The organism is Bacillus sp. JHAA, from assembly GCF_036961585.1.
Lineage (GTDB): Bacteria > Bacillota > Bacilli > Bacillales > Bacillaceae > Bacillus > Bacillus velezensis.
This window is the reverse complement of the sequence record NZ_JBAMDE010000009.1, coordinates 45,197-68,212: the sequence shown is the minus strand read 5'-3', so window position 1 is coordinate 68,212 and position 23,016 is coordinate 45,197. Positions and strand designations below refer to the sequence as shown.

The following is a 23,016-nucleotide window of genomic DNA, read 5'->3' as shown; positions in this document are numbered from 1 at the left end:
TAAAAAAAGCTGATTCCGGTTCGGGAATCAGCTTTTTTGTGTGTGATACATTTCCTCGAGCAATTGCACATTGTTGTTGTACAGCTCCCGGGCAAGAACGCGTCTCACCGCAAGGCTCGCCGAGAAGTATTCTGTGTCTTGAACCATGCCTTTTACTGTAAATTCAATGCCTCTGGTTAATTTGTTCAGACTCATAATTCCATGCACTTGAAACGGCTCCGTCGCATTGAGAAATTCATCCCGCTTCAGTGAATCGCGAAGCTCATCATTGAGCATATCGCAGGCTTTTTCTAAGACGGCATATACCCGCTCGGGATCTTCCTTGTAACTGATCACGACGGACTCGGTAATCCGCATAAAATCAATGTTATAGTTTTGAAGCTGTCTGACCTCACCGTTAGATATGGTAAGCAGCTTGCCGGTCCACTCACGGATCTGGAGGGAACGGAGTCCGATTTCTTCGACTGTGCCGTTGAACAGATTGTTAATCGTCACATAATCACCTTTATGAAGCTGGCGTTCGTATATTAAAAAGACACCGGCCAATATGTCCTTGATTAACGACTGGGCGCCAAAACCGATGACGATACCGGCAACACCCGCCCCGGCTAAAATTCGGCCGAAATCATGAACGAATAAAGAAATGACGTAAAAGATAAAACCGATCGTCGCCGTATACTGGGTGATGGATCGGACGAGGCTTTCAATCGTCTTCCCTTTCCGTTCCTCCAAGAAATCCGTGCGTTTAAATAACACCTGGACAAAGCGGTTGATCAGAAAAACACCGACGTAAAGCACGAGAGCGACGATGATGATCTCAACCACTTTGCTTTTCAAAATGTCCGTAATTGTCGTTTCCATCTTTTGTTAACCTCTGGCTTTTCGTAATGAAAAATCTGTGTCCTGATAATAACTGTTTTTGACAAGGACGTTCGGGCCGAGGCACCGGACGTTTGTGCAGCGGCAGTTCAGCTCTTTGCTCAGCTTCGTCTGTCTCCACTTGTCATATGCTTCAGGAAGGCTGTCTGTTTTAATATTGCCGAGCGGCGGTGTATCGCCGAAATCCGTGACAATGATATTTCCGTCAAAAATGTTGACATTCAGGCGGGAGCGGCCGTCAGGGTCGTTTCGCACCGTAACGTTTTTCGCTTCCCGCAGGCGGAGGAGGAGCTTCTGATCTTCTTCATCAGGGCTGCATGCGTAAAACGGGAGCGTACCGAACAGCATCCATGTCTCTTCATCGCGAATGTCGAGCAGATGATGAATGGCCTGTCTCATGTCCGTCAGGCTGAGTGATTCAAGCGCGCTGGCGAAATCACTCGGATACATCGGATGGACTTCGTGCCGCTGGCATTTCATTTCTTCCGTAATTTGCCGGTGAATATGTTCAATATGCGGCAGCGTCCGTTTGTTCAGCATCGTTTCCGCTGAAACCATTACGCCTGCTTCGACCAGCGTGCGGCTGTTTTCAATCATTTTGTCGAAATAGCGCGCCCGCTGTTCAAATGTCGGTTTCTTCTCCATCATCGCAAATCCGATGTCGGCAAAGTCCTCGACCGTTCCCCAATTGTGAGAAATGTGAAGAACGTCCAGATAGGGAATAATCCGTTCGTAGCGCCCGATATCAAGCGTCAGGTTTGAATTGATCTGTGTGCGCACGCCGCGTTCATGGGCATATTTCAAAAGCGGGACGACGTATTCCTTTACCGATTTCAGCGAAAGCATCGGTTCGCCGCCCGTAATGCTGATAGAGCGTAACAGAGGAATTTCATCAAGCCGCTTTAATAAAAGGTCGATCGGCAGCGCATTCGGGTCTTTCGGCTGGAGCGTGTACCCGACGGCGCAGTGCTCGCATCTCATATTGCACAAAGTCGTCGTTGTGAATTCAACGTTCGTCAGTTTCATATCTCCATACTGGTCGACATCCATGTACGCTTCCCAAGGATCGTACTCCGGTGTGATCGGACGCAGTGTTGTGTTTTGTGTCATGACTATCTAACTCCTTTATAAATGGGGCATACTAACGTCTGCCAACTGTTAATTTTAGACCTGATCTGCCAAGATCGCAAGTAGCGGAACCATTGAAAAACGGCAAAAAATACGCTACCATTATAAAAAATGAATGGAGTGGAAGTATGGGGAATGCAGTAAACAGCAAAGATCAGCAGCTCGATTACCTGAAGAACAGACTCGATATGTTTATGAATGTCATTGATTCATTAGACCCTGAATCAACGGACGTTGAAGATATAGACCGGCTCATCGGCATGCTTGATGATCTGGAAGCAAAATACGAACGCTTTAAAAAGGATTGGGAATAAACCCCGGCGGATGCCGGGGTTTTTCTTTTTCCATAATGCGGCTGTATAAAAGGGCAGAGCCTACTGCAAAATAAGGAAAAATGCAGAAGGAGTGCTGGTCATGAAATGGTTTTGTTCAATTTGCTGCATGGCCGTTTTACTTGCGGGGGGCATCAACAGCGCAGAAGCCGTGCCGAATGAACGGATAAACTGGGGATTTAAACGCAGCGTCAATCATCAGCCGCCGGATGCCGGCAGACAGCTGGACAATCTGGTCAAAAAATATGATGCCTTTTATTTGGGCAATACGAAAGAAAAGACCATCTATTTAACGTTTGATAATGGATATGAAAACGGGTACACCCCGAAAGTGCTTGATGTGTTAAAAAAACATCACGTCACGGGCACTTTTTTTGTCACGGGTCATTTTGTGAAAGAGCAGCCTGATTTGATTAAACGGATGTCAAAGGAAGGCCATATCATTGGCAATCATTCTTTTCATCATCCTGATCTGACGACAAAAACGGGCGATCAGATTCAAGACGAACTCGATTCCGTCACGGAAGCTGTGTACAACATTACCGGAAAGCGGGACAACCTGTATCTCCGTCCGCCGCGCGGCGTATTCAGCGAATATGTCCTGAAAGAAACGAAGCGCCTCGGCTACCAAACCGTTTTCTGGTCCGTCGCATTTGTCGACTGGAAGGTTAACGAGCAAAAAGGGAAACAATACGCCTATGATCACATGATAAAGCAGGCTCATCCCGGCGCGATCTACCTTCTCCACACCGTTTCAAAGGACAATTCAGAAGCTCTGGACGATGCCATTACCGATTTGAAAAAAGAAGGCTACACGTTTAAAAGCATTGATGACCTGATGTTTGAGAAAGAAATGAAGCTGCCGCGCCTGTAGAAAACACCTCTCCTGGTAATGGAGAGGTGTTATTTTGTTATTTTAAGCTTTTAATCAGTGCAGCCCAATCCAGATCCCCGAAGCCTTGTGCGATCCCGCTTTCAAAATGGCTCTTGGCCAGTTCGGCAAGAGGGAGTTTTGCAGAAACCTGTTCTGCGGCGGCGAGCGCCAGATTGGTATCCTTCAGCCCTAAAGACATTTTGAAACCGGCCGGCTCAAATTTCTGCTCAGCCATGATCGTGCCGTAATTTTGATAGACGGGAGAGCCAAAGAGCGCGCCAGCGATTTCTAAAAATTGTTTTTGCTCTAACCCGTACTTCTCCATCATTAAGAATGATTCAGATAACGCCTCCAGCATAGAAACGAGCAAGAAATTGATGCTGATTTTCGCGGCATTGGCCGTTTTTGTTTCTTCACCAGTGTCAAATACTTGCTGACTCAGGATGTTAAGCAGCGGTTCGGCCTTTTTCTTCGCTTCTGCCGGTCCGGCTGTGATGATGCGAAGCTCGGCCTTCTCGGCGGCATCGGGGCGGCCGAGGACGGGAGCGGCAATAAAGGACTGCCCTCTGCCCGAATGTGCGGCGGAAAGCTGTTCTGACAGCGCCGTACTGATCGTGCTCATTGAAATATGAATGCCGTTTTCAGATAACCCGGCAATAATGCCGCAAGCTCCGAAAGTCACGTCTGTTACGGCGTCATCGTCTGACAGCATGGACAGCACGATGTCGGCATGTTCAGCTGCCTGGCGGGGCGTTTCGGCATATCCGGCCCCTTTTTCCAGCAGGTCAGCCGCTTTTTCTTTCGTCCGGTTATATACAGTCAGGCTGTATCCGGCTTTCATGATATTTTCGGCGATGGGGCGGCCCATATTGCCGAGTCCGACGATGGCGATCTTCATTTCACAGTCCCTCCAATGAAAAGTTTTCCACCATTATACATGCAAAATGGTTAATCTGCTGTGTACAGGATTGCCACTTTCAGTTCAGGTTCTGAAGACCATCCGGAGTCTGAGGCGGCTTTCCCCTTATAAAATCCGGTAAATCGGGTTTTGATGATTGTTTTTGAACGGGGTTTTACAGTGAACGTTTTTGATTTGAATGTGACGTCCTTTATGTTTTCTGATAAATCCGGGGTGACAGAAATGGTTTGTTCCCCTTTTCCGTAATGATTGATATAAAGCGTGCAGCTCATGCCCGCTCTTTTTCGCTCAACCAGATGACTGCATTCGCTGCGGTGCTTCAAATACTCGACAGCCTCTTTTTCGGGCGCGAACTGTTTTAAGGAAAAAACGGCATATTCGGTGGCAGGACTGATACCGGAAGCGGCCCCCATACTGAGAAAGATCAGAAACAGCCCCGCCGCGGGAAGCGTCCGCCTGAACGCGGCGGCACACCAGATTAACGCCGCAAAGTAAAGCACGACCCCGGGAATGACGGAGATATGGGCTCCATCTTCCGGCCAAGAGGAAAAGCCGAGTAACTCAAAGATGTAATCAGACACCGTACGGCCGTTATACAGCGGGGCAATGGACATGACACTGAAAGCCAGGAGGACAGAAGAAATGATTTTGTGAGAAAGGATGGTAACGGCGCACACCTCTTTACGTTTTTTTCCAGACTATCATGTTTTCTCAAAAAAAAGAACAGCCGGCAGCCGTTCTTACTTGAAAATATTAAACCAGCCTTTGCGGGCGAACCAAAACAGCATGGCGGCCACAAGAACGGCCATTACGCCCAAAACGATAAAATACCCGTATTTCCAATGAAGCTCAGGCATGTTATCGAAATTCATGCCGTAAACCCCTGCGATGAACGTCAGCGGGATAAAAATGGTCGAGACGATGGTTAATGTCATCATAATGGCGTTCATCCGGTTTGAATTCAGCGTCACATAGCTGTCCCGCAAATCTGACGTCATATCACGGTTTGACTCGATCAGCTCAGCCAGTTTTAACAGGTGGTCATAAATATCGCTGAAATACGCTTTCGTTTCACGGCTTTCTTTTACATGGTCAAGGCTCAAAATCCGGTACATTAAATCGCGCATCGGAATGATCGTCCGCCTCAGGTTCAAAAGATCAGTCCGCAATTCAAACACTTCATTCATTAAAGTGCCGTAAGATTTATGTGTTCTGCTGTCTTCAATTTCATTCAGCCGGTCTTCAATTTTGTACAGCACGGGGAAATATTCATCGACAAGCTGATCCATAATCATATAAGTGATGTGCCCAGGCCCTTTTTTGGCTAATCCCGGAGAAGCGAAAAACCGTTCTCTCACCTTTGAGACGCCGGGCGATTCGTGCAAATGGAAGCTGACGATGAAACGGTCGGACTGAAAAATGTCCACCTCTTCCATTTCCAGTGTGTCCGGGTTCAGAGCGTGGAGCACATAAAAACGGTAGCCGTCATAATGGTCGATTTTCGGCCGCTGCATATGCTGAAAGCAATCCTCGATCGCAAGCGGATGAAAGTGAAAATAATCACGCAGCAGCTCGGTTTCATGCATCTCAGCGCCGAAAAAATCAATCCAGTACCATGCGATGTCCGGTTGTTCTGTACGTGATAGGGGGATATTATCTAATATCTCATTATGTGTTGTGATTGCGGTTATATGTATCATAAACAACCCTCCGCCTGCCATTATATCATGCGGCGTTATGAAGAAAAGTATACGAATTGCCGCCCGGCCGCTTCATGATATACTTGGACAAAAAGGGGTGGAGCATATGTGGAAGGAAACGGTTTCGGTCACACCGCCGTATCATTTTGATAAAGTCCTTGAAAGGCTGTCGCTCGATCCGCTGAATGCGGTCGATCTTCATGCAAGATCAATCAAAGTGCCGCTCAGAACACGGGACGGCAAACTGTCCGTCATCACGGTTCAAGCGGAAGGCACCGCCGCAGACCCGGTCTTCCTCGTCAGCGGAGAAACGGACCGCGAGGAGATGATTGAACGGATCAAACACATTTTTCAGTGGGAGCAGCCGCTTCAGCCTGTGCTTGATCATTTCTCAAAAACAAATCTGTCGGCGCTTTTTGAGGAGCATGCGGGAACCCCGCTCGTCTTGGAATATGACGTCTACAACTGTCTCATGAAATGCATCATCCACCAGCAGCTCAACCTGTCCTTCGCTTTTACTTTAACGGAACGGTTCGTCCATGCCTTCGGTGAACAAAAAGACGGCGTCTGGTGCTATCCCGAGCCGAAAACGATCGCGGGGCTTGAGTATCAGGACTTGCGGGAGCTCCAGTTCAGCATGAGAAAAGCGGAATATGCGATTGACATTTCACGGATGATTGCAGAAGGAGCGCTCAATCTGGCGGAACTTACCCATTTGTCGGATGAAGACATTATGAAAAAGCTGATCACCATCAGAGGCATCGGCCCGTGGACCGTCCAAAACGTCCTCATGTTCGGCCTCGGCCGCCCGAATCTGTTTCCTTTGGCGGATATCGGCCTGCAAAACGCCGTCAAACGCCGCTTCGCCCTAGAGGATAAACCGTCAAAAGACGTGATGCTCCAGGTAAGCAGCGAATGGGCGCCGTATTTAAGCTATGCGTCCTTGTACTTGTGGAGAAGTATTGAATGATGAGGATTTTTGGAAACTTCCAGTGAAAAACATGAAGGAACCGCCGGCTGCATGTTATACTGAAAAGATGTGATATTTCAAAGCAGCCGTTTTCCCAGGAGAAAGGCTTTATATAGAAACGGAGAGAAAAAAACGTGAATCAACATCAAAAAAAGGCGCCTGCCGAATTGAAAATCGGACAGACATTTCCGCTGACCATCAAACGTCTCGGCATTAACGGAGAGGGCGTCGGCTATTTTAAGAAAAAAGTTGTCTTCGTTCCCGGCGCTCTGCCCGGTGAAGAAGTCGTTGCCGAAGCGACAAATGTGCAGCCGAAATTTTCAGAAGCACGCGTCAAAAAAATCCGCAAGCCGTCTGAACACCGCGTCACGCCGCCATGCCCGGTCTACGACCAGTGCGGCGGCTGTCAGCTTCAGCATCTGGCATACACCCAGCAGCTTCGCGAAAAACGCGACATCGTCATTCAGTCTCTGGAACGTCATACGAAATTCAATGTCGAAGAAATGAACATTAAAGATACGATCGGAATGGACAACCCTTGGAATTACCGGAACAAAAGCCAGTTTCAAGTCGGACGCTCGCAAAGCGGCAGCATCATTGCCGGCTTATACGGACTTGATTCCCATAAAATCGTTCCGATTAAGGAATGCATTGTCCAGCATCCGGCGACAAACAAAACAACGGGTATCGTCCGCCGTATTTTGGAAAAACACAACGTATCCGTTTATAACGAACGGACCAAAAAAGGCGATGTCCGCACCATCGTGACGAGAGTCGGTTTTGAAACAGGCGAAGTGCAGGTCGTGCTTGTCACCGCGAAAGAGACACTGCCGAATAAAGACGAAATCGTCAAAGCCATTCAGAACCGTCTGCCGGAAGTGAAATCGATTATTCAAAACGTCAACGGCGCGCGCACATCCGTCATTTTCGGTGACAAAACAAAAGCGCTGGCCGGAAGCCATGCCATTCAAGAAGTGCTCGGCGACGTGTCATTTGAACTGAGCGCCCGCGCCTTCTTCCAGCTCAACCCTGAGCAGACGGTCAAGCTGTATGACGAAGTGAAACAAGCGGCTCAGCTGACAGGAAAAGAAAAAGTCGTAGACGCGTATTGCGGCGTCGGTACGATCGGCATGTGGGTCTCAAGCGGCGCAAAAGAGATCCGCGGCATGGACGTCATTAAAGAATCAATTGACGATGCGAAGAAAAACGCCAAAAAACACGGCATCAAAAACGCGGCATATGTCACAGGAACAGCCGAACACTGGCTCCCGAAATGGACGAAAGAAGGCTTCCGTCCTGACGTGGTCATCGTCGACCCGCCGAGAACCGGCTGTGACAGAACATTTTTAGATACCATCAAAAAAGTAAAACCGAAACGCTTCGTCTACGTATCCTGCAATCCTTCCACACTGGCGAAAGACTTGCAGACGCTGTCGAAGGACTATCGCGTCGAATATATTCAGCCTGTTGATATGTTTCCGCAGACGGCTCATGTGGAAGCCGTGGCGAAGCTTGTATTAAAATCGTCTAACTAAAATAAACAATTCGTAATCAGACCTGGATTTCGGTAAATTAAACAATTCCGATTTCCGGGTTTTTTCATGTTTTGCCCTTGTCCTATCTGTCTTTTGTCTTTATTTAACTGATAAAAAGAGTTGAAAAAAACGTATGGAAAAGCAAGTGGAAAACAGCCAAGTAGGCTGCTTTCTATTAACACTTTCTTTTTTTCGTTTGGAAACGGCATTACAGACAAAATATGAAGATATTGTTGTGAACCAGAAGCAATAACAAGTCGTCCAAGTTCCGTGAATACTTGTAATTTCAGTTAATATTTTGTAAACTTCTTTCTTAAAGAATAAAGTCCCCGACACTCATCGGCACATCTACTATTGGCGATAGTTGTAATAAATGATAAAAAGGAGGTGAAACCGAATGAGAGATATTGGAACCTCAACCACTGAACGAAGGTTCTGAAGCAGAAGCTGTAAAAGGCAAGGTTGCTTACTTACACTAATCACAACGGCAGTTGGCACATCTACTATTAGCAACAACTGTGGATAAAAGATCAAACACACTAAAAAAGCATGTTTGGTCGTTATACATGATATGAAAGCCTAAACAGGAAAAAAGGACCCCGATTATTTTCCTTATTCCCAAAGAAGAAATAAATCCGAGGCGGAAACGCAAGTGATAACAACTATTACAGTAATACCTGCGATGGTTATATCCTTAATAAGTAATTATCGCGACAATCATGCTTCATCATATAATGATGTTAGATTGACACTTGGCTAAAAAGTATTGCAGAAAAGGAAATGGATAATGAAATGGATAAAGTAAACAAAAAACGACCGTTGTATAAAAAAAGTTGGTTTCTCACGGTTTTGGCATTTTTAGTTTCACAGCTTTATTTTAATTTTGCAGAATTAACGGGATGGGGTCCTAATTATAGAGAAATGAATGGATTCCCAGCAAACATAGCTGAACTGGATTTCTTTCAAACATATCTTTCATTCTATGATAATCCATGGTTTAATATTGTCACTGTTTTCTTGGGGGTTTTTACTGTTATACACATAATCATAGGTATAACAAAGGATATTCGAAATGAAAGCAATAACTTCTGATGCCTTATTTAATGATGAAAGAAAATGAACACTTTCTTATTAATCTTATGAATGAGACTGCGACACTTAGTCAGCAGTCTATTTTATTGGTTTTGGATCAGGATTACCGAATCGTAACCTTATACAAACTTTTATAGGTAATTGTATAAAGATATTAACATATGGCCCTCTTTACTCCATGTGATTCACAAGCGGTAAGTTAAGGCTTTTTCTTTTTACATTCTCTTCAGTACTCAGATATACCACCCCCAGCCCCATTTGCTTAATCAAATGATTTTTTCGCAAAATGATATTGAGATACGGATATGGTGCACGTTAAATATTTTATCTTCGATAACAGGACAATTATTTTGCATTGGTAATAGGGAGAACTCATATGATATTCTATTTAGGTTGGAATCCTTTTGTCCAAAAAGAGCAAAAGTAAGGCCGCCTAAGAAAAATGAAGGTCAGCGCTACTATTAATAAACCACAATATAAATAAAAAATAGGTGTAGATAATCATCACACTTTTCTCTCTCAAACCCTTTTAAAGGTTAAGGAGTTGGCTGAGTTGATCAGAAATGAGCGATATGGGGTTAACTATAGCGATAGTCTATTACGTTAACTCAATTAAGGCGTTCTGCTTCAGTTTGCTTTTCACTTTTTCACGTGTAAAAAGTGAAATGTTCAAAATTTACTATCGTTTGATAAGAAGTGCTGACACATGCTATAAGTGTAAAAGAAGCATGGTCAGTTTTTAATTTTGGGATAAAGGTTTGGCTGTATCCCATCATGAAAGGATTTGGATTTGTTATGACAGATAATTTCTGGCGTGAATTACCGCGGCCATTTTTTGTACTGGCACCAATGGAAGATGTGACGGATGTCGTTTTTCGCCATGTTGTGAGTGAAGCAGGCAGACCTGATGTGTTTTTCACAGAGTTTACAAACTCAGAAAGCTATTGTCACCCGGATGGGAAGGATAGTGTGCGCGGCCGTTTGACTTTCACGGAGGATGAACAGCCGATGGTTGCCCACATATGGGGAGATAAGCCTGAAAACTTTCGCCAAATGAGTATTGGGATGGCGGAATTAGGGTTTAAGGGCCTGGATATCAATATGGGCTGTCCTGTACCTAATGTGGCGGGGAATGGAAAGGGAAGCGGCCTGATTTGCCGTCCTGAAGTTGCAGCCGAATTAATACAGGCGGCGAAAGCAGGAGGTCTGCCGGTAAGTGTGAAGACCAGACTTGGCTACACGGATATAGACGAATGGCGCGGCTGGCTGACACACATACTGAAACAAGACATTGCGAATCTTTCCATTCATCTGCGTACAAGAGCGGAAATGAGTAAAGTAGATGCGCATTGGGAGCTCATCCCGGAAATCAAGAAACTTCGTGATGAGATAGCGCCGGATACCCTATTGACGATCAATGGGGATATTCCTGACCGTGAAACCGGCTTGAAACTCGCTGAACAATACGGTGTTGACGGGATTATGATTGGACGAGGCATTTTTACTAATCCATTCGCCTTTGAAAAGGAGCCGAGAGAGCATAGCAGTAAGGAATTGCTTGATCTTTTGAGATTGCACCTGGATCTTCATGATGAATATTCAAAAGCAGATGCTCGAGCATATAAACCGCTCCCTCGCTTTTTCAAGATATATCTCCGCGGATTCCGTGGAGCAAGTGAATTAAGAAATCAATGCATGAATACAAAGTCAACAGATGAAGTGCGTGCATTGCTCGATGACTTTGAGAGAAAGTATCTTGATAAGATGGAGCAAGAGTGACCTAAACAACTCTTCATCCGGCCCGGATTTCGGTTTGAATTCCGGGTCTTTTTGTGTGCAGTTTTTATCCAGACAGATCCATGGCCAGTTTCGTCATGCAGAAATAAACGAATCATGGTACATTGATAGGACATACATCATAAAGGGGAGAGAAAAATGAAACGACTGTGCATCATCCCCTGCGGCAAGAAAAAAATTTGGGATGTCCATTCAGATACAGGTCCGGTAAGGGCGGAAGACGCTTATCTCAGCCCGTTTCATCAGGCGTGCGAGCGATATGCGAAAGCATTTTTCGATGAGTGGGTGATTTTGTCGGCGAAGCACGGATTCCTTCGTCCGGATGATATGGTTCCCGGAAATTACGATGTCACTTTTGGAACCGGTCATCCGGAGATCATGGCAGCGGACGAGCTGCGCCGTCAATTTCATGAACAAGGCTTTTCCGACATCGAAGAGCTTGTCATGCTTGGCGGGAAAAAATACCGAAGCGTCCTAAACGCCGTCATCGGAGAGCATCAGCATATCACCTGGCCTTTGTCATCGTATAAAGGCATTGGCTACATGCTTCAAGCGCTGAATCGGGCTGTTGAAGAAAAGCATGAACTGCAGCACGTGGATATGAAAAAAAGAGTGTAACCACTCAATCGCCACGATAGACTGTATGCAGAAGAATGAAGCAATAAAAGATTTCCGAGGAAATAAATACGTCGATCATTGTCAAAGACAGGGTGATGCCCGGTCTTTTTTGTATGCCATAAAACGAGACAAAGGGAACAGATCGAGACAAAATGAGACACCTGTCTCAAACTGTCTCCATTGTAAAAATAAAAACATTCATTTTACGGGCTTCAAAGGCTGGCATGCTTCTTGCATTTATAAGTGTGAACCCTAAATAGAAGGAGGCGCACAAAATGGAATTGTTAAAACGAGAAGGCTTGTCATTAACTGAGGAGAAAGCGCTGTGGATGTACCAAAAGATGCTGGAAATCAGGGGCTTTGAAGACAAAGTGCATGAACTGTTCGCGCAAGGAGTGCTTCCCGGATTCGTCCATTTGTATGCCGGTGAAGAAGCGGTAGCTGCGGGGGTGTGCGCTCATTTAGATGATGGCGACAGCATTACAAGCACACACAGGGGACATGGCCATTGTATCGCCAAAGGCTGTGATCTGGACGGCATGATGGCGGAAATATTCGGAAAAGCGACCGGACTGTGTAAAGGCAAAGGCGGTTCTATGCACATTGCGGATCTTGATAAAGGCATGTTAGGCGCAAATGGAATCGTGGGGGGCGGATTCACGCTCGCATGCGGATCAGCGCTCACGGCTAAATATAAACAAACTAAAAATGTAAGCGTTTGCTTTTTTGGGGACGGAGCCAATAACCAAGGGACCTTCCATGAAGGGCTGAACTTAGCGGCAGTATGGAATCTTCCTGTCGTGTTCATCGCCGAAAACAACGGTTACGGCGAAGCCACGACATTTGAGTACGCATCAGCCTGTGATTCAATCGCCGATCGGGCGGCTGCCTACAACATGCCGGGGGTCACGGTGGACGGAAAAGATATTTTAGCAGTTTATCAGGCAGCCGGGGAAGCGATAGAAAGAGCAAGAAACGGCGGAGGCCCGTCTTTGATTGAATGTATGACTTACAGAAACTACGGCCATTTCGAAGGGGATGCCCAAACTTATAAAACAAAGGATGAAAAGACTGAGCATCTTGAAGAAAAGGATGCCATCCAAGGCTTTAAAAACTATCTTCTAAAAGAAACAGATGCAAATAAACTGTCAGACATCGAACAGCGTGTCAGCGAATCGATTGAAAAAGCCGTCTCGTTCAGCGAAAAGAGTCCATATCCGAAAGAGTCTGAGCTGTTGACAGACGTCTACGTGTCATATGAAAAAGGGGGAATGTGAGATGGCGAGAGTCATAAGCATGTCGGACGCGATCAATGAAGCAATGAAGCTTGCGATGAGAAAAGACGAAAATGTGCTTTTGATCGGTGAAGATGTCGCCGGGGGAGCGGCGGTCGATCACTTGCAAGATGATGAAGCATGGGGCGGTGTATTGGGGGTCACAAAGGGGCTCGTACAGGAATTCGGCAGAAGCAGGGTGCTGGACACACCAATTTCTGAGGCTGGCTACATGGGTGCGGCCATGGCTGCGGCATCCACGGGGCTGAGACCGATTGCGGAACTGATGTTTAACGATTTTATCGGAACGTGCTTTGACCAAGTGATCAACCAAGGGGCGAAATTCCGCTATATGTTCGGCGGTAAAGCGCAAGTGCCGATCACCGTCCGCACCACATACGGAGCCGGGTTCCGGGCAGCCGCTCAGCATTCGCAGGCGCTGTATGGCCTGTTCACCAGCATCCCGGGTCTGAAGACGATTGTGCCGTCCAATCCATATGACGCCAAAGGTTTGCTGCTTTCGGCAATAGAAGACAATGATCCGGTATTCTTTTTTGAAGATAAAACGTCCTACAACATGAAGGGCGAGGTGCCGGAAGATTATTATACAATTCCGCTCGGAAAAGCGGATATCAAACGCGAAGGCAACGACATAACACTGTTTGCGGTCGGCAAGCAGGTCAATACTGCGCTTGAAGCGGCTGCGCAGCTTTCTGAGAAAGGCATCGACGCCGAGGTGCTTGATCCCCGGAGTCTGTCTCCTTTAGATGAGGAAGCGATTTTCACATCGTTAGAAAAAACAAACCGGCTGATCATCATTGACGAAGCCAATCCGCGCTGCAGCATCGCCACGGATATTGCTGCGATTGTCGCCGATAAGGGCTTTGATTTGCTTGATGCGCCGATTAAACGGATTACAGCGCCGCATACACCAGTGCCGTTTTCGCCGGTGCTTGAAGATCAATATTTGCCGACACCAGACCAAATTGTCAGCGTCACGCTTGAATTGCTTGGCGAGCCGGCAATGAATTAAAGGAGGGATATAGAATGGCTGTAAAAGTAGTAATGCCGAAGCTGGGAATGGCGATGAAGAAAGGTGAAGTATCCGTCTGGAATAAAAAAGTCGGCGACCCGGTTGAAAAGGGAGAAAGCATCGCCAGCATCAACTCGGAAAAAATAGAAATGGAAATAGAAGCGCCTGAAAGCGGCACGCTTCTCCATATTAAAGTCAAAGAGGGAGAAGGAGTCCCGCCGGGAACGCCCATCTGTTATATCGGGGAAAACGGCGAAGAAGTGCGGGAGAAGGAGGCGCCGGCTCCTGAAAATGCAGGGAAACCGCAATCTGAACCTGAACATATTCCCGCTCCCAAAGCCGTGCAAAAGCGTAAACACCGCGTGAAAATATCTCCCGTTGCCCGAAAAATGGCGGAGAAAGCCGGGTTGAAAGTTGATACGCTGAACGGGACGGGGCCCGGAGGCAGAATCGTAAAAGCTGACGTCATCAAGGCCATGAAGACGGAATCTGAACCGCAGTCTTCGGTTCAGACGGCACAGCCGGAGGAAAAACCGGCTTCAGCGATGAGAAAAGTAATTGCAGACCGAATGCACAAAAGCCTGCAAAACAGCGCCCAGCTGACGCTGACGATGAAAGCGAACATTACGGAGCTTGTAAAATGGCAGCAGCAGCTCGCCGACAGCGCGAAAAAGCGGAGCGGTGTTAAACTGACGGTCACACATTTCGTATCCCGGGCCGCGGTGCTTGCGCTGAAACAGCATCCTGAGCTGAACAGCTCTTATCAAGAGGAGCGGATCATCACCTATCCATATGTCCACCTCGGGATGGCGGTTTCTCTTGAAAACGGTCTCGTCGTGCCGGTGATTCGGGATGCGGAAAAGCTTTCATTCCTTGAGCTTGCGGATCACATCAGCACATCGGCACGCCGGGCGCGGGAAGGCAATGCTTCCGGAGATGATCTGCACGGATCGACATTTTCTATTACAAATCTCGGGGGTTACGGAATTGAGCATTTCACCCCGATTCTTAATCCGCCTGAAGCCGGTATTCTCGGAGTGGGCGCAAGCTATGAAACGCCTGCGTTTAAAGGAGATGAGCTTGTCAAAAGCATCATGCTGCCGCTGAGCCTTACCTTTGACCACAGAGTATGTGACGGCGCACCGGCTGCGGACTTCCTGAAAACGGTCAAAGCGCTGCTTGAAGAGCCGGCCGGATTGATTTTATAGAGAGGGTGAAGAGATTGACACTAGCCATTATCGGCGGCGGGCCTGCCGGATATGCAGCTGCCGTGACTGCCGCGCGGAGGGGAGAAGAAGTCGTTCTGATCGACAAAGGGCCGCTCGGAGGCACTTGTCTCAATGAGGGATGCATCCCGACAAAGTCGCTTTTGGAAAGCGCGAATGTACTCGATAAAATCAGGCACGCAGATACATTCGGCATCGAACTGCCGCAAAACATTACACTCAATTGGGCCCGCATGCAGGGGCGCAAACGGCAAATCGTCAGCCAGCTCGTGCAGGGAATTCAATACTTAATGAAAGCAAATCAGATTAAAGTCATCAGCGGGACAGCCTCATTTCTCACAGAGCAGACATTGCTTGTTGAAGGAGAAGGAGGCGCAAAAGACATTCTGGAAGCGGATCGGATATTGATTGCATCCGGATCTGAACCGGCGGAGCTGCCGTTTGCCCCATTTGACGGCGATTGGGTGATCGACAGCAAAGACGCGCTTTCTTTACAGCAAATTCCTTCTTCTCTGCTTATTGTCGGGGGAGGTGTGATCGGCTGTGAATTTGCCTCTTTATTCAGCCGGTTTAAAACGAAAGTGACGGTGATTGAATCGGCTGACCGGCTGCTCCCGGCAGAAGACGGAGAAATCGCCGCCGTTTTCGAAGACTCTTTAAGAGACAGCGGGGCTGATATTCAGACGAAAGCCGCCCTTCAGCGGATTGACAAAGAAAGGAAAACCGCGGTGTGGACAAAAGACGGCAAAGAAATTGAGGCTCAGGCTGATCACGTTTTGGTTGCAATTGGGAGAAAGCCGCGTTTGCATGGCTTGAATCTGGAGCAGGCCGGCATCCGGTATTCTCCGCGCGGCATTGAAGTCAATGACCATATGCAGACCAATGTGCCTCATATATATGCGTGCGGCGATGCGGCCGGAGGAATGCAGCTCGCGCATGCCGCCATTCATGAAGGAATCACAGCCGCCGCGCATGCCTCGGGAAAGGACAGCAAAGTCAATATGCGGGCGGTGCCCCGCTGTATTTATACATCGCCGGAAATGGCCGCTGTCGGGCTGACGGAAACACAGGCGAGAGAGGCATACGGAGATGTGAAAATCGGAGAATGCTCATTTTCTGCTAACGGAAAAGCGTTAATTAAACATCAGCATGGCGGCAAAATGAAAATCATTGCCGAACCGGAATTCGGAGAAATCGTCGGCGTGTCAATGATCGGGCCGGACGTGACGGAATTGATCGGTCAGGCGGTCATGATGATGAACGGTGAAATGACGGCTGATATGTCGGAGCACTTTATCGCGGCGCATCCGACTCTGTCAGAAACGCTTCAGGAAGCCCTGCTGAATGTCACCGGACTTGCGGTGCATTCCGTATAACCGGAATACCCTTTCTCAGATGAGAAGGGGTATTTTTCGTTGAAAGCGCTTTATTTTTCCCCTACAATATATGAAAAGATGGTCTGAACAGGGGGGAGCGAATACAATGAATGTCATTCGGAATGATTTTAAAACCTGGAAGCGCTTTGTGAAAGAAGGCGTGCTTGATGAATCCCGTATTCAGAAGCGGGTGGCCGCCTCATGGCACCGCTGCAAAAAAGCCGACGTTAACCCTTATCTCGAAAAGGGGCCGAATGTAATGCCGGCAGATCATTTAGAAAGACAGGCCGAAAAGCATGCGTTATTTTTAGCGGCCTCAACGCCGTATGCAGAAAGAATGAAAACGGCGATGCGGGAAATGGAAATGATGGTTCTCCTGATTGATTCAGACGGCGTTGTCCATTCAGTTGACGGCCACCCGCGCACCATTCATGAAGCGAACCGCATCAATTTCTTAAAAGGCGCCCGCTGGACGGAAACAGCCGTCGGCACGAATGCGATCGGGACGGCTCTTTATACAAATGAGCCGGTCATGATACACGGTTCTGAACATTATTCGCTCGCTTCTCATCAATGGAGCTGTTCCGCCGCGCCGATCCGTTATGAAGACGGGCGGCTGGCGGGTGTCATTGATATTTCTTGCCCCGCCGCCCGCGCTCAGCCGTTTATGCTCGGAATTGCCTCCTCCATCGCTTATACGGCGGAACGGGAGCTTGCCCTAAAGATCAAAATGACAGAACTTGACATGATCAGCAAGTTCGCCGGGCTTACCCGGTCTCACGATCCGATCGTGCTTTGCAATGAAATGAGCCGGGTTATCGCCGCAAGCCGTCCCGTTCAGCATTTTACCGGACATATGCTGCGCGAGCTTGAGGAACATGGCTATCACATCAAGCAGGCGAAGCGGGAGGAGAACGGCTTCTCGTGCATTTACTTATCCAAACGAGAAGAAAAGCCGTCTTTTATATTCCATGGTGCGGCAGGCAAAAGCCCGTCATCCCGACATATGCTTCAGCAGCTGGAGCTTGTCGCCCGCACGGACGCAACCGTTTGTCTTACGGGAGAAACCGGGACGGGAAAGGAGGTTGCCGCCCGGGCGATTCATAACAACAGCTCCAGGAAAAACGGCCCGTTTATCGCCGTCAATTGCGGAGCGGTCCCCGAAAAGCTGATTGAAAGCGAACTGTTCGGCTACTCGGAAGGCGCCTTCACCGGGGCCAAACGGAAAGGACATAACGGCGCTTTGCAAAAAGCCGATAAAGGCACGCTTTTCCTCGATGAAATCGGAGAAATAGCACACTCCATGCAGGTCGCTCTGTTACGGGTGCTGCAGGAACGGAAAGTCACCCCGGTCGGCGGGACAAAAGAGATTCCCGTTGACATCAGAATCATCACTGCCACCCACACTGATCTGAGACAGCTTGTCGAGTGCAAAAAGCTGAGAGAAGATTTATTTTACCGGCTTCACGTCTGTCCGATCCACCTCCCTCCATTAAGAGAACGCACCGAAGACATTCCCGGCCTCTTCCTTGAATTTCAGCGAAATCGCGGCTGGCGCGGGGAGCTTCCTGATGACTTTTTAGACCTATTAAAGAGCCGGAAATGGCCGGGGAATATCAGGGAATTGTTTAATGTATTTGAACGTCTTTCCGTCATGTTCCCGGACGGACGGCTGTCAGAACGCCCCATCGCAGCCCTGCTTGAAGCGTCAGGTCTTAAAGAGGCGGCCGAGTCTTATGAACAGGAAGAAGCGCCCCCTGTCTCCATCCGGGAGCACATTCAGAAAAACATCATCGTAAACGCGCTTGAATCGGCGAAGGGGAATGTCACGCTGGCCGCCAAAATGGCCGGAATCCCGCGGAGCACGTTTTACAAACGTCTCAAAAAATTCAAACTCACCGCCGGACAATTGTAAGAAACAAGCATACTTCTCTTGGCTGCCGGACACGTTATGTGTGAGGCCTAAAGGAGGTTTGAGACGTGAATACACAGCGTGCGAAAGACATTTCAGAATCCGCCGCCATGGCGTATGTGACGTACGAAGGAGTTCCGATTTATATTCAGCATGTCAACGAAGACAAGGAAACAGCCAGAATTTTTCCGATCGGAAATCCGCAATTTGAGCAGGAAGTGCTGCTTTCTGATTTACAAGAGCATTTTTGAGAATGGGTCTGCTGATGACAGCAGGCCTTTTTCGTACCTGTGGGAACTTTCCCGCTTTTTGAGAAAAATAACTAAAATTGATTAAATGATCTAACTCCTCCAAACCCGGTACAGATCGGACCTTCTCATGATATAAATAAAATGAAAACGTTATCAGAGGAGGGCTTCACATGACAGACAAATCATTCTCAATCGTTATTGCAGGCGGCGGCAGCACATTTACCCCCGGAATTGTATTAATGCTTTTGAATCACCTGGAAGAGTTTCCGATCAGAAAGCTGAAACTTTATGACAATGATAAAGAAAGGCAGGAGCGGATTGCGGGTGCGTGTGAGGTATTTATAAAAGAAAAAGCGCCGGACATTGAATTTCTGGCGACTGATGACCCAGAGACGGCTTTTACGGATGTTGACTTTGTCATGGCGCATATCCGCGTCGGAAAATATGCGATGCGCGCGCTCGATGAACAAATCCCGCTGAAGTACGGCGTGGTCGGCCAGGAAACATGCGGGCCGGGCGGAATTGCATACGGCATGCGCTCTATCGGCGGTGTTCTGGAGATTCTTGATTATATGGAAACGTACTCGCCCGACGCATGGATGCTGAATTACTCCAATCCGGCGGCGATTGTGGCCGAAGCTACACGGCGCCTCAGACCGAATTCAAAAATATTGAACATCTGCGACATGCCGGTCGGAATTGAGGATCGCATGGCGAACATCCTCGGATTATCTTCACGAAAAGAAATGAACGTCCGTTACTACGGTCTAAATCACTTTGGCTGGTGGACGTCCATCACAGACCGGCATGGCAATGATTTAATGCCGAAGCTGAAAGAGCATGTCCGTGAATATGGCTACGTTCCGAAGACGGAGGCCGAACAGACTGAAGCAAGCTGGAATGACACATTCAAAAAAGCGCGCGACGTACAGGCGGCTGATCCGGATACGCTTCCGAACACATATCTGCAATATTACTTATTCCCGGATGATATGGTGAAAAAATCAAACCCGAACCATACGAGAGCCAACGAAGTCATGGAAGGGCGGGAAGCTTTCATTTTCAGCCAATGCGATATGATTACGCGCGAACAATCGTCGGAGAACAGTGAAATTAAAATTGATGATCATGCTTCCTATATCGTCGACCTTGCCCGGGCCATCGCTTACAACACAGGGGAGAGAATGCTGTTAATCGTTGAAAATAACGGCGCGATCGCAAACTTTGATCCGTCAGCCATGGTTGAGATTCCTTGTCTCGTAGGCTCAAACGGACCGGAACCGCTCTCAGTCGGGAACATACCGCAATTTCAAAAAGGCCTGATGGAACAGCAGGTGTCTGTTGAAAAACTGACGGCTGAAGCGTGGGAAGAGCGGTCATTTCAAAAGCTGTGGCAGGCGCTGATCCTGTCAAAAACAGTGCCGAACGCCCGTGTGGCAAGACTGATTCTTGAAGATCTGATGGAGGCTAACAAGGACTACTGGCCTGAGCTTGATGTAAGTCCGTCTCCTATTTCCTGATGACAATCTTCCCCGTTTTCTTTATCTGTTATTCTATATAATAGAAAGAAAACGGGGGGATTTTTGGGATGAGTCTTGAAGAACTGGTTAATCAGCATTACGCGAAATTAAATGACAACGATTTTTATATTTTAAAATATATATTGAATCATAAGCATACGTGCTATCATCTCGGTATCAATGACATGGCGAAAGCCTGCAATGTCTCTCGGTCTTCCATTCTGCGGCTCGCCCAAAAACTGGGCTTCAGCGGCTACAGTGAATTCCGGGTTTTTCTGAAATGGGAGGATCAGCCTGAAGAGGGCGAGAATATGACATTTGAAAAGCTACTGGATGATATTGAAGCCAATGTAAAATATGTGAAGTCAAAAGATATGACGGAGATGTGCCGGCTGATAGATGAAGCAAAACGGATTTTCGTTTACGGATCGGGGACGGCTCAGAGGGTGTGCGCCCGTGAGCTGCAGCGAATGTTTGTATCCCGGCGGAAGTATCTGATTTTAATTCAGGACATCACAGAGTTTGATATCATGTGTGATGATTTTAAGGTTGATGACGTATTCATCATTATTTCTTTATCAGGCGAAACACCCGAATTAATTCCGCAGGTAAGGACCCTGTCCGCAAAGGGAGTTCCGTTTATTTCAATCACCAATCTGAAAAACAACGTACTGGCGCAAACGACGCCGTATAATCTTTATGCGACCAGCAAGCCGGTGACGTTAAGCGATAAAACGGAAATCGTCGCATTCGCCCCGTTTTTTCTGGTGGGCGAAGCGTTATTCCGTGCATATGTTGATTATAAAGAGCTCGAAAATTTTGATAAATAGCGGGAGGTCACGTGAAATGATGCAAAAAGTCCAGCGCTTCGGCAGCGCGATGTTTGTGCCTGTTTTATTATTTGCATTTTCCGGTATTATTGTCGGTCTGAGTACGCTGTTTAAAAATAAAACGCTGATGGGGCCGCTGGCTGATCCTGACGGGCTTTGGTATCAATGCTGGTATGTCATTGAACAGGGCGGCTGGACCGTCTTTAATCAAATGCCGCTCCTGTTTGCGATCGGCATACCTGTCGCCTTAGCGAAAAAAGCGCAGGCGCGGGCCTGTTTGGAAGCGCTTACAGTTTATCTAACATTCAATTACTTTATCAATGCGATTCTGACGGTTTGGGGCGGGGCTTTTCATGTCGATATGACTCAGGAAGCGGGCGGAACGAGCGGGCTGACGATGATCGCCGGGATCAAAACGCTTGATACGAATATTATCGGCGCCATCTTTATTTCATCTATTGTCGTGTATTTGCACAATCGTTATTTTGATAAAAAACTGCCGGATTTTCTGGGGATTTTTCAAGGATCTTCCTACATCGTTATCATTTCTTTCTTCATTATGATACCGATTTCACTTGCGGTGGCATACGTATGGCCGATGGTTCAGTCCGGAATAGGCTCGCTGCAAAGTTTTCTCGTTTCTTCCGGGGCGATCGGCGTGTGGATTTACACGTTCCTGGAGCGGATTTTAATTCCGACCGGCCTGCATCATTTTATTTACTCTCCGTTTATTTACGGTCCGGCTGTGGCTGAAGGCGGTATCGTCACCTATTGGGCCCAGCATCTCGGGGAATACTCTCAAAGCGTCAAACCGCTGAAAGAATTGTTCCCGCAGGGGGGCTTCGCGCTTCACGGCAACTCGAAAATCTTCGGCATTCCGGGAATCGCGCTCGCTTTTTACGCCACGGCTTCAAAGGAAAAGAAAAAAATCGTCGCCGGCCTTTTGATCCCGGTCACCTTGACGTCCATTGTCGCGGGAATTACAGAGCCGATTGAATTTACATTCCTTTTTATCTCTCCGTTTTTATTTGCGGTTCATGCTTTGCTTGCCGCTTCCATGGCAACCGTCATGTATATGGCCGGCGTCGTCGGAAATATGGGAGGCGGTTTGATCGAAGCTGCGACCTTGAACTGGATCCCGCTGGCGTCAAGCCACGGCTTGACGTATGTATACCAGATCATTATCGGATTGTGTTTTACCGCTGTTTACTTTTTCGTCTTCCGTTTCCTCATTCTCAAATTCAACATCGCCACACCGGGCAGAGAAAAAGAGGAAGGGCAGGAAACAAAGCTCTATTCGAAAAAGGAGTACAGAGAACGGAAGCAGGCTTCAAAAGAAACAGCGGCGGCAGACGAAACACAGCGGGATACAGCCGCTTTGTATATTGAAGCGCTGGGCGGAAAGGACAATATTACGGAGATCACCAACTGCGCCACCCGTCTCCGCGTCACTGTCGCTGATGAATCAAAGGTCAAAAGTGACGCCGATTTCAGAGAGCTGGGAGCCCACGGCGTCGTCAGAAAAGGCAGGGCGCTTCAGGTCATTGTCGGATTAGGCGTTCCGCAAATGCGGGAGCGTGTCGAGAAAATATTGAACGGTTAAAATACTGCAGCAGCAGATTATGTGCAGAGCGCTTGTTAATCCGGCGCTCTTTTTATGTTTTGAAGAAATGTATGAATTTGTCATACCTTTGCCACCTGTACATGCAGGAGTGAAAATGAGAGGGTGCAAAAAACGAAATGACTTCTG

The 23,016-nt window shown here is 47.7% G+C and carries 21 protein-coding genes; 16 read left to right on the top strand and 5 right to left on the bottom strand.

The features are described from left to right. Positions 1-27: 27 nt before the first annotated feature. The gene (locus V7728_RS18425; protein ID WP_043020670.1) at positions 28-861 is read right to left on the bottom strand and encodes a mechanosensitive ion channel family protein; all 834 of its coding nucleotides are present in this window, start codon (positions 859-861) and stop codon (positions 28-30) included. Positions 862-867: 6 nt separating this feature from the next. Then, positions 868-1,989 (bottom strand): radical SAM/CxCxxxxC motif protein YfkAB, encoded by a 1,122-nt coding sequence (yfkAB, locus tag V7728_RS18420; RefSeq protein WP_045206980.1) that lies wholly within the window; start codon positions 1,987-1,989, stop codon positions 868-870. 146 nt (positions 1,990-2,135) lie between these two features. On the opposite strand from yfkAB, the gene V7728_RS18415 reads away from it, so the two are divergent. Further along, positions 2,136-2,321, top strand: coding sequence for an SE1561 family protein (locus V7728_RS18415; protein ID WP_003155558.1), 186 nt, complete (start codon positions 2,136-2,138; stop codon positions 2,319-2,321). A 100-nt stretch (positions 2,322-2,421) separates the two neighbouring features. Further along, positions 2,422-3,213 (top strand): delta-lactam-biosynthetic de-N-acetylase, encoded by a 792-nt coding sequence (gene pdaA / locus V7728_RS18410; RefSeq protein ID WP_003155556.1) that lies wholly within the window; start codon positions 2,422-2,424, stop codon positions 3,211-3,213. A 37-nt stretch (positions 3,214-3,250) separates the two neighbouring features. On the opposite strand, the gene V7728_RS18405 is transcribed toward pdaA, so the two are convergent. The 3 genes from V7728_RS18405 to corA all read right to left on the bottom strand — a co-directional run bounded on the left by V7728_RS18405 (position 3,251) and on the right by corA (position 5,832). Then, complete coding sequence (locus V7728_RS18405; RefSeq protein WP_099566496.1) at positions 3,251-4,111, bottom strand: NAD(P)-dependent oxidoreductase; 861 nt, start codon at positions 4,109-4,111, stop codon at positions 3,251-3,253. A gap of 50 nt (positions 4,112-4,161) precedes the next feature. Continuing rightward, complete coding sequence (locus V7728_RS18400) at positions 4,162-4,809, bottom strand: hypothetical protein (RefSeq protein ID WP_015239402.1); 648 nt, start codon at positions 4,807-4,809, stop codon at positions 4,162-4,164. A gap of 63 nt (positions 4,810-4,872) precedes the next feature. After that, entirely contained in the window at positions 4,873-5,832 is a 960-nt protein-coding gene (corA, locus tag V7728_RS18395) for a magnesium/cobalt transporter CorA (RefSeq protein WP_007408518.1), read from the bottom strand. Positions 5,833-5,938: 106 nt separating this feature from the next. Here corA and V7728_RS18390 point away from each other — a divergent pair, with 106 nt between their 5' ends. From V7728_RS18390 to V7728_RS18325, 14 genes are all read left to right on the top strand, one after another. Then, the gene (locus tag V7728_RS18390) at positions 5,939-6,802 is read left to right on the top strand and encodes a DNA-3-methyladenine glycosylase family protein (RefSeq protein ID WP_015239403.1); all 864 of its coding nucleotides are present in this window, start codon (positions 5,939-5,941) and stop codon (positions 6,800-6,802) included. 134 nt (positions 6,803-6,936) lie between these two features. Then, a complete protein-coding gene (rlmD, locus tag V7728_RS18385; protein ID WP_099566497.1) occupies positions 6,937-8,337 on the top strand; it encodes a 23S rRNA (uracil(1939)-C(5))-methyltransferase RlmD in 1,401 nt (466 codons plus the stop codon). Between the two features lie 792 nt (positions 8,338-9,129). After that, entirely contained in the window at positions 9,130-9,429 is a 300-nt protein-coding gene (locus V7728_RS18380) for a YfzA family protein (protein WP_099567261.1), read from the top strand. Positions 9,430-10,224: 795 nt separating this feature from the next. Next, positions 10,225-11,208: a tRNA dihydrouridine synthase gene (locus tag V7728_RS18375; RefSeq protein WP_060562266.1), complete on the top strand. Its 984-nt coding sequence runs from the start codon at positions 10,225-10,227 to the stop codon at positions 11,206-11,208. A gap of 156 nt (positions 11,209-11,364) precedes the next feature. Next, entirely contained in the window at positions 11,365-11,844 is a 480-nt protein-coding gene (locus V7728_RS18370; protein WP_099566499.1) for a DUF6884 domain-containing protein, read from the top strand. Positions 11,845-12,119: 275 nt separating this feature from the next. Continuing rightward, a complete protein-coding gene (gene acoA, locus V7728_RS18365) occupies positions 12,120-13,121 on the top strand; it encodes an acetoin:2,6-dichlorophenolindophenol oxidoreductase subunit alpha (RefSeq protein ID WP_003155540.1) in 1,002 nt (333 codons plus the stop codon). A 1-nt stretch (position 13,122) separates the two neighbouring features. Continuing rightward, positions 13,123-14,151 (top strand): acetoin:2,6-dichlorophenolindophenol oxidoreductase subunit beta, encoded by a 1,029-nt coding sequence (acoB, locus tag V7728_RS18360; RefSeq protein ID WP_309194442.1) that lies wholly within the window; start codon positions 13,123-13,125, stop codon positions 14,149-14,151. Between the two features lie 14 nt (positions 14,152-14,165). Then, positions 14,166-15,359 (top strand): dihydrolipoamide acetyltransferase family protein, encoded by a 1,194-nt coding sequence (locus V7728_RS18355; protein ID WP_099566500.1) that lies wholly within the window; start codon positions 14,166-14,168, stop codon positions 15,357-15,359. A 14-nt stretch (positions 15,360-15,373) separates the two neighbouring features. Further along, positions 15,374-16,753, top strand: a complete 1,380-nt coding sequence (gene lpdA, locus V7728_RS18350; RefSeq protein WP_099566501.1) for a dihydrolipoyl dehydrogenase — start codon at positions 15,374-15,376, stop codon at positions 16,751-16,753. Between the two features lie 106 nt (positions 16,754-16,859). Then, the gene (locus V7728_RS18345) at positions 16,860-18,668 is read left to right on the top strand and encodes a sigma-54-dependent Fis family transcriptional regulator (protein ID WP_043020678.1); all 1,809 of its coding nucleotides are present in this window, start codon (positions 16,860-16,862) and stop codon (positions 18,666-18,668) included. A 65-nt stretch (positions 18,669-18,733) separates the two neighbouring features. Further along, positions 18,734-18,916 (top strand): H-type small acid-soluble spore protein, encoded by a 183-nt coding sequence (locus tag V7728_RS18340; RefSeq protein WP_003155535.1) that lies wholly within the window; start codon positions 18,734-18,736, stop codon positions 18,914-18,916. Between the two features lie 170 nt (positions 18,917-19,086). Next, complete coding sequence (glvA, locus tag V7728_RS18335) at positions 19,087-20,436, top strand: maltose-6'-phosphate glucosidase (protein ID WP_007610111.1); 1,350 nt, start codon at positions 19,087-19,089, stop codon at positions 20,434-20,436. 68 nt (positions 20,437-20,504) lie between these two features. After that, a complete protein-coding gene (locus V7728_RS18330; RefSeq protein ID WP_007408530.1) occupies positions 20,505-21,266 on the top strand; it encodes a MurR/RpiR family transcriptional regulator in 762 nt (253 codons plus the stop codon). A 16-nt stretch (positions 21,267-21,282) separates the two neighbouring features. Beyond that, positions 21,283-22,869: an alpha-glucoside-specific PTS transporter subunit IIBC gene (locus V7728_RS18325; protein ID WP_082999105.1), complete on the top strand. Its 1,587-nt coding sequence runs from the start codon at positions 21,283-21,285 to the stop codon at positions 22,867-22,869. The last annotated feature ends 147 nt before the right edge of the window (positions 22,870-23,016 follow it).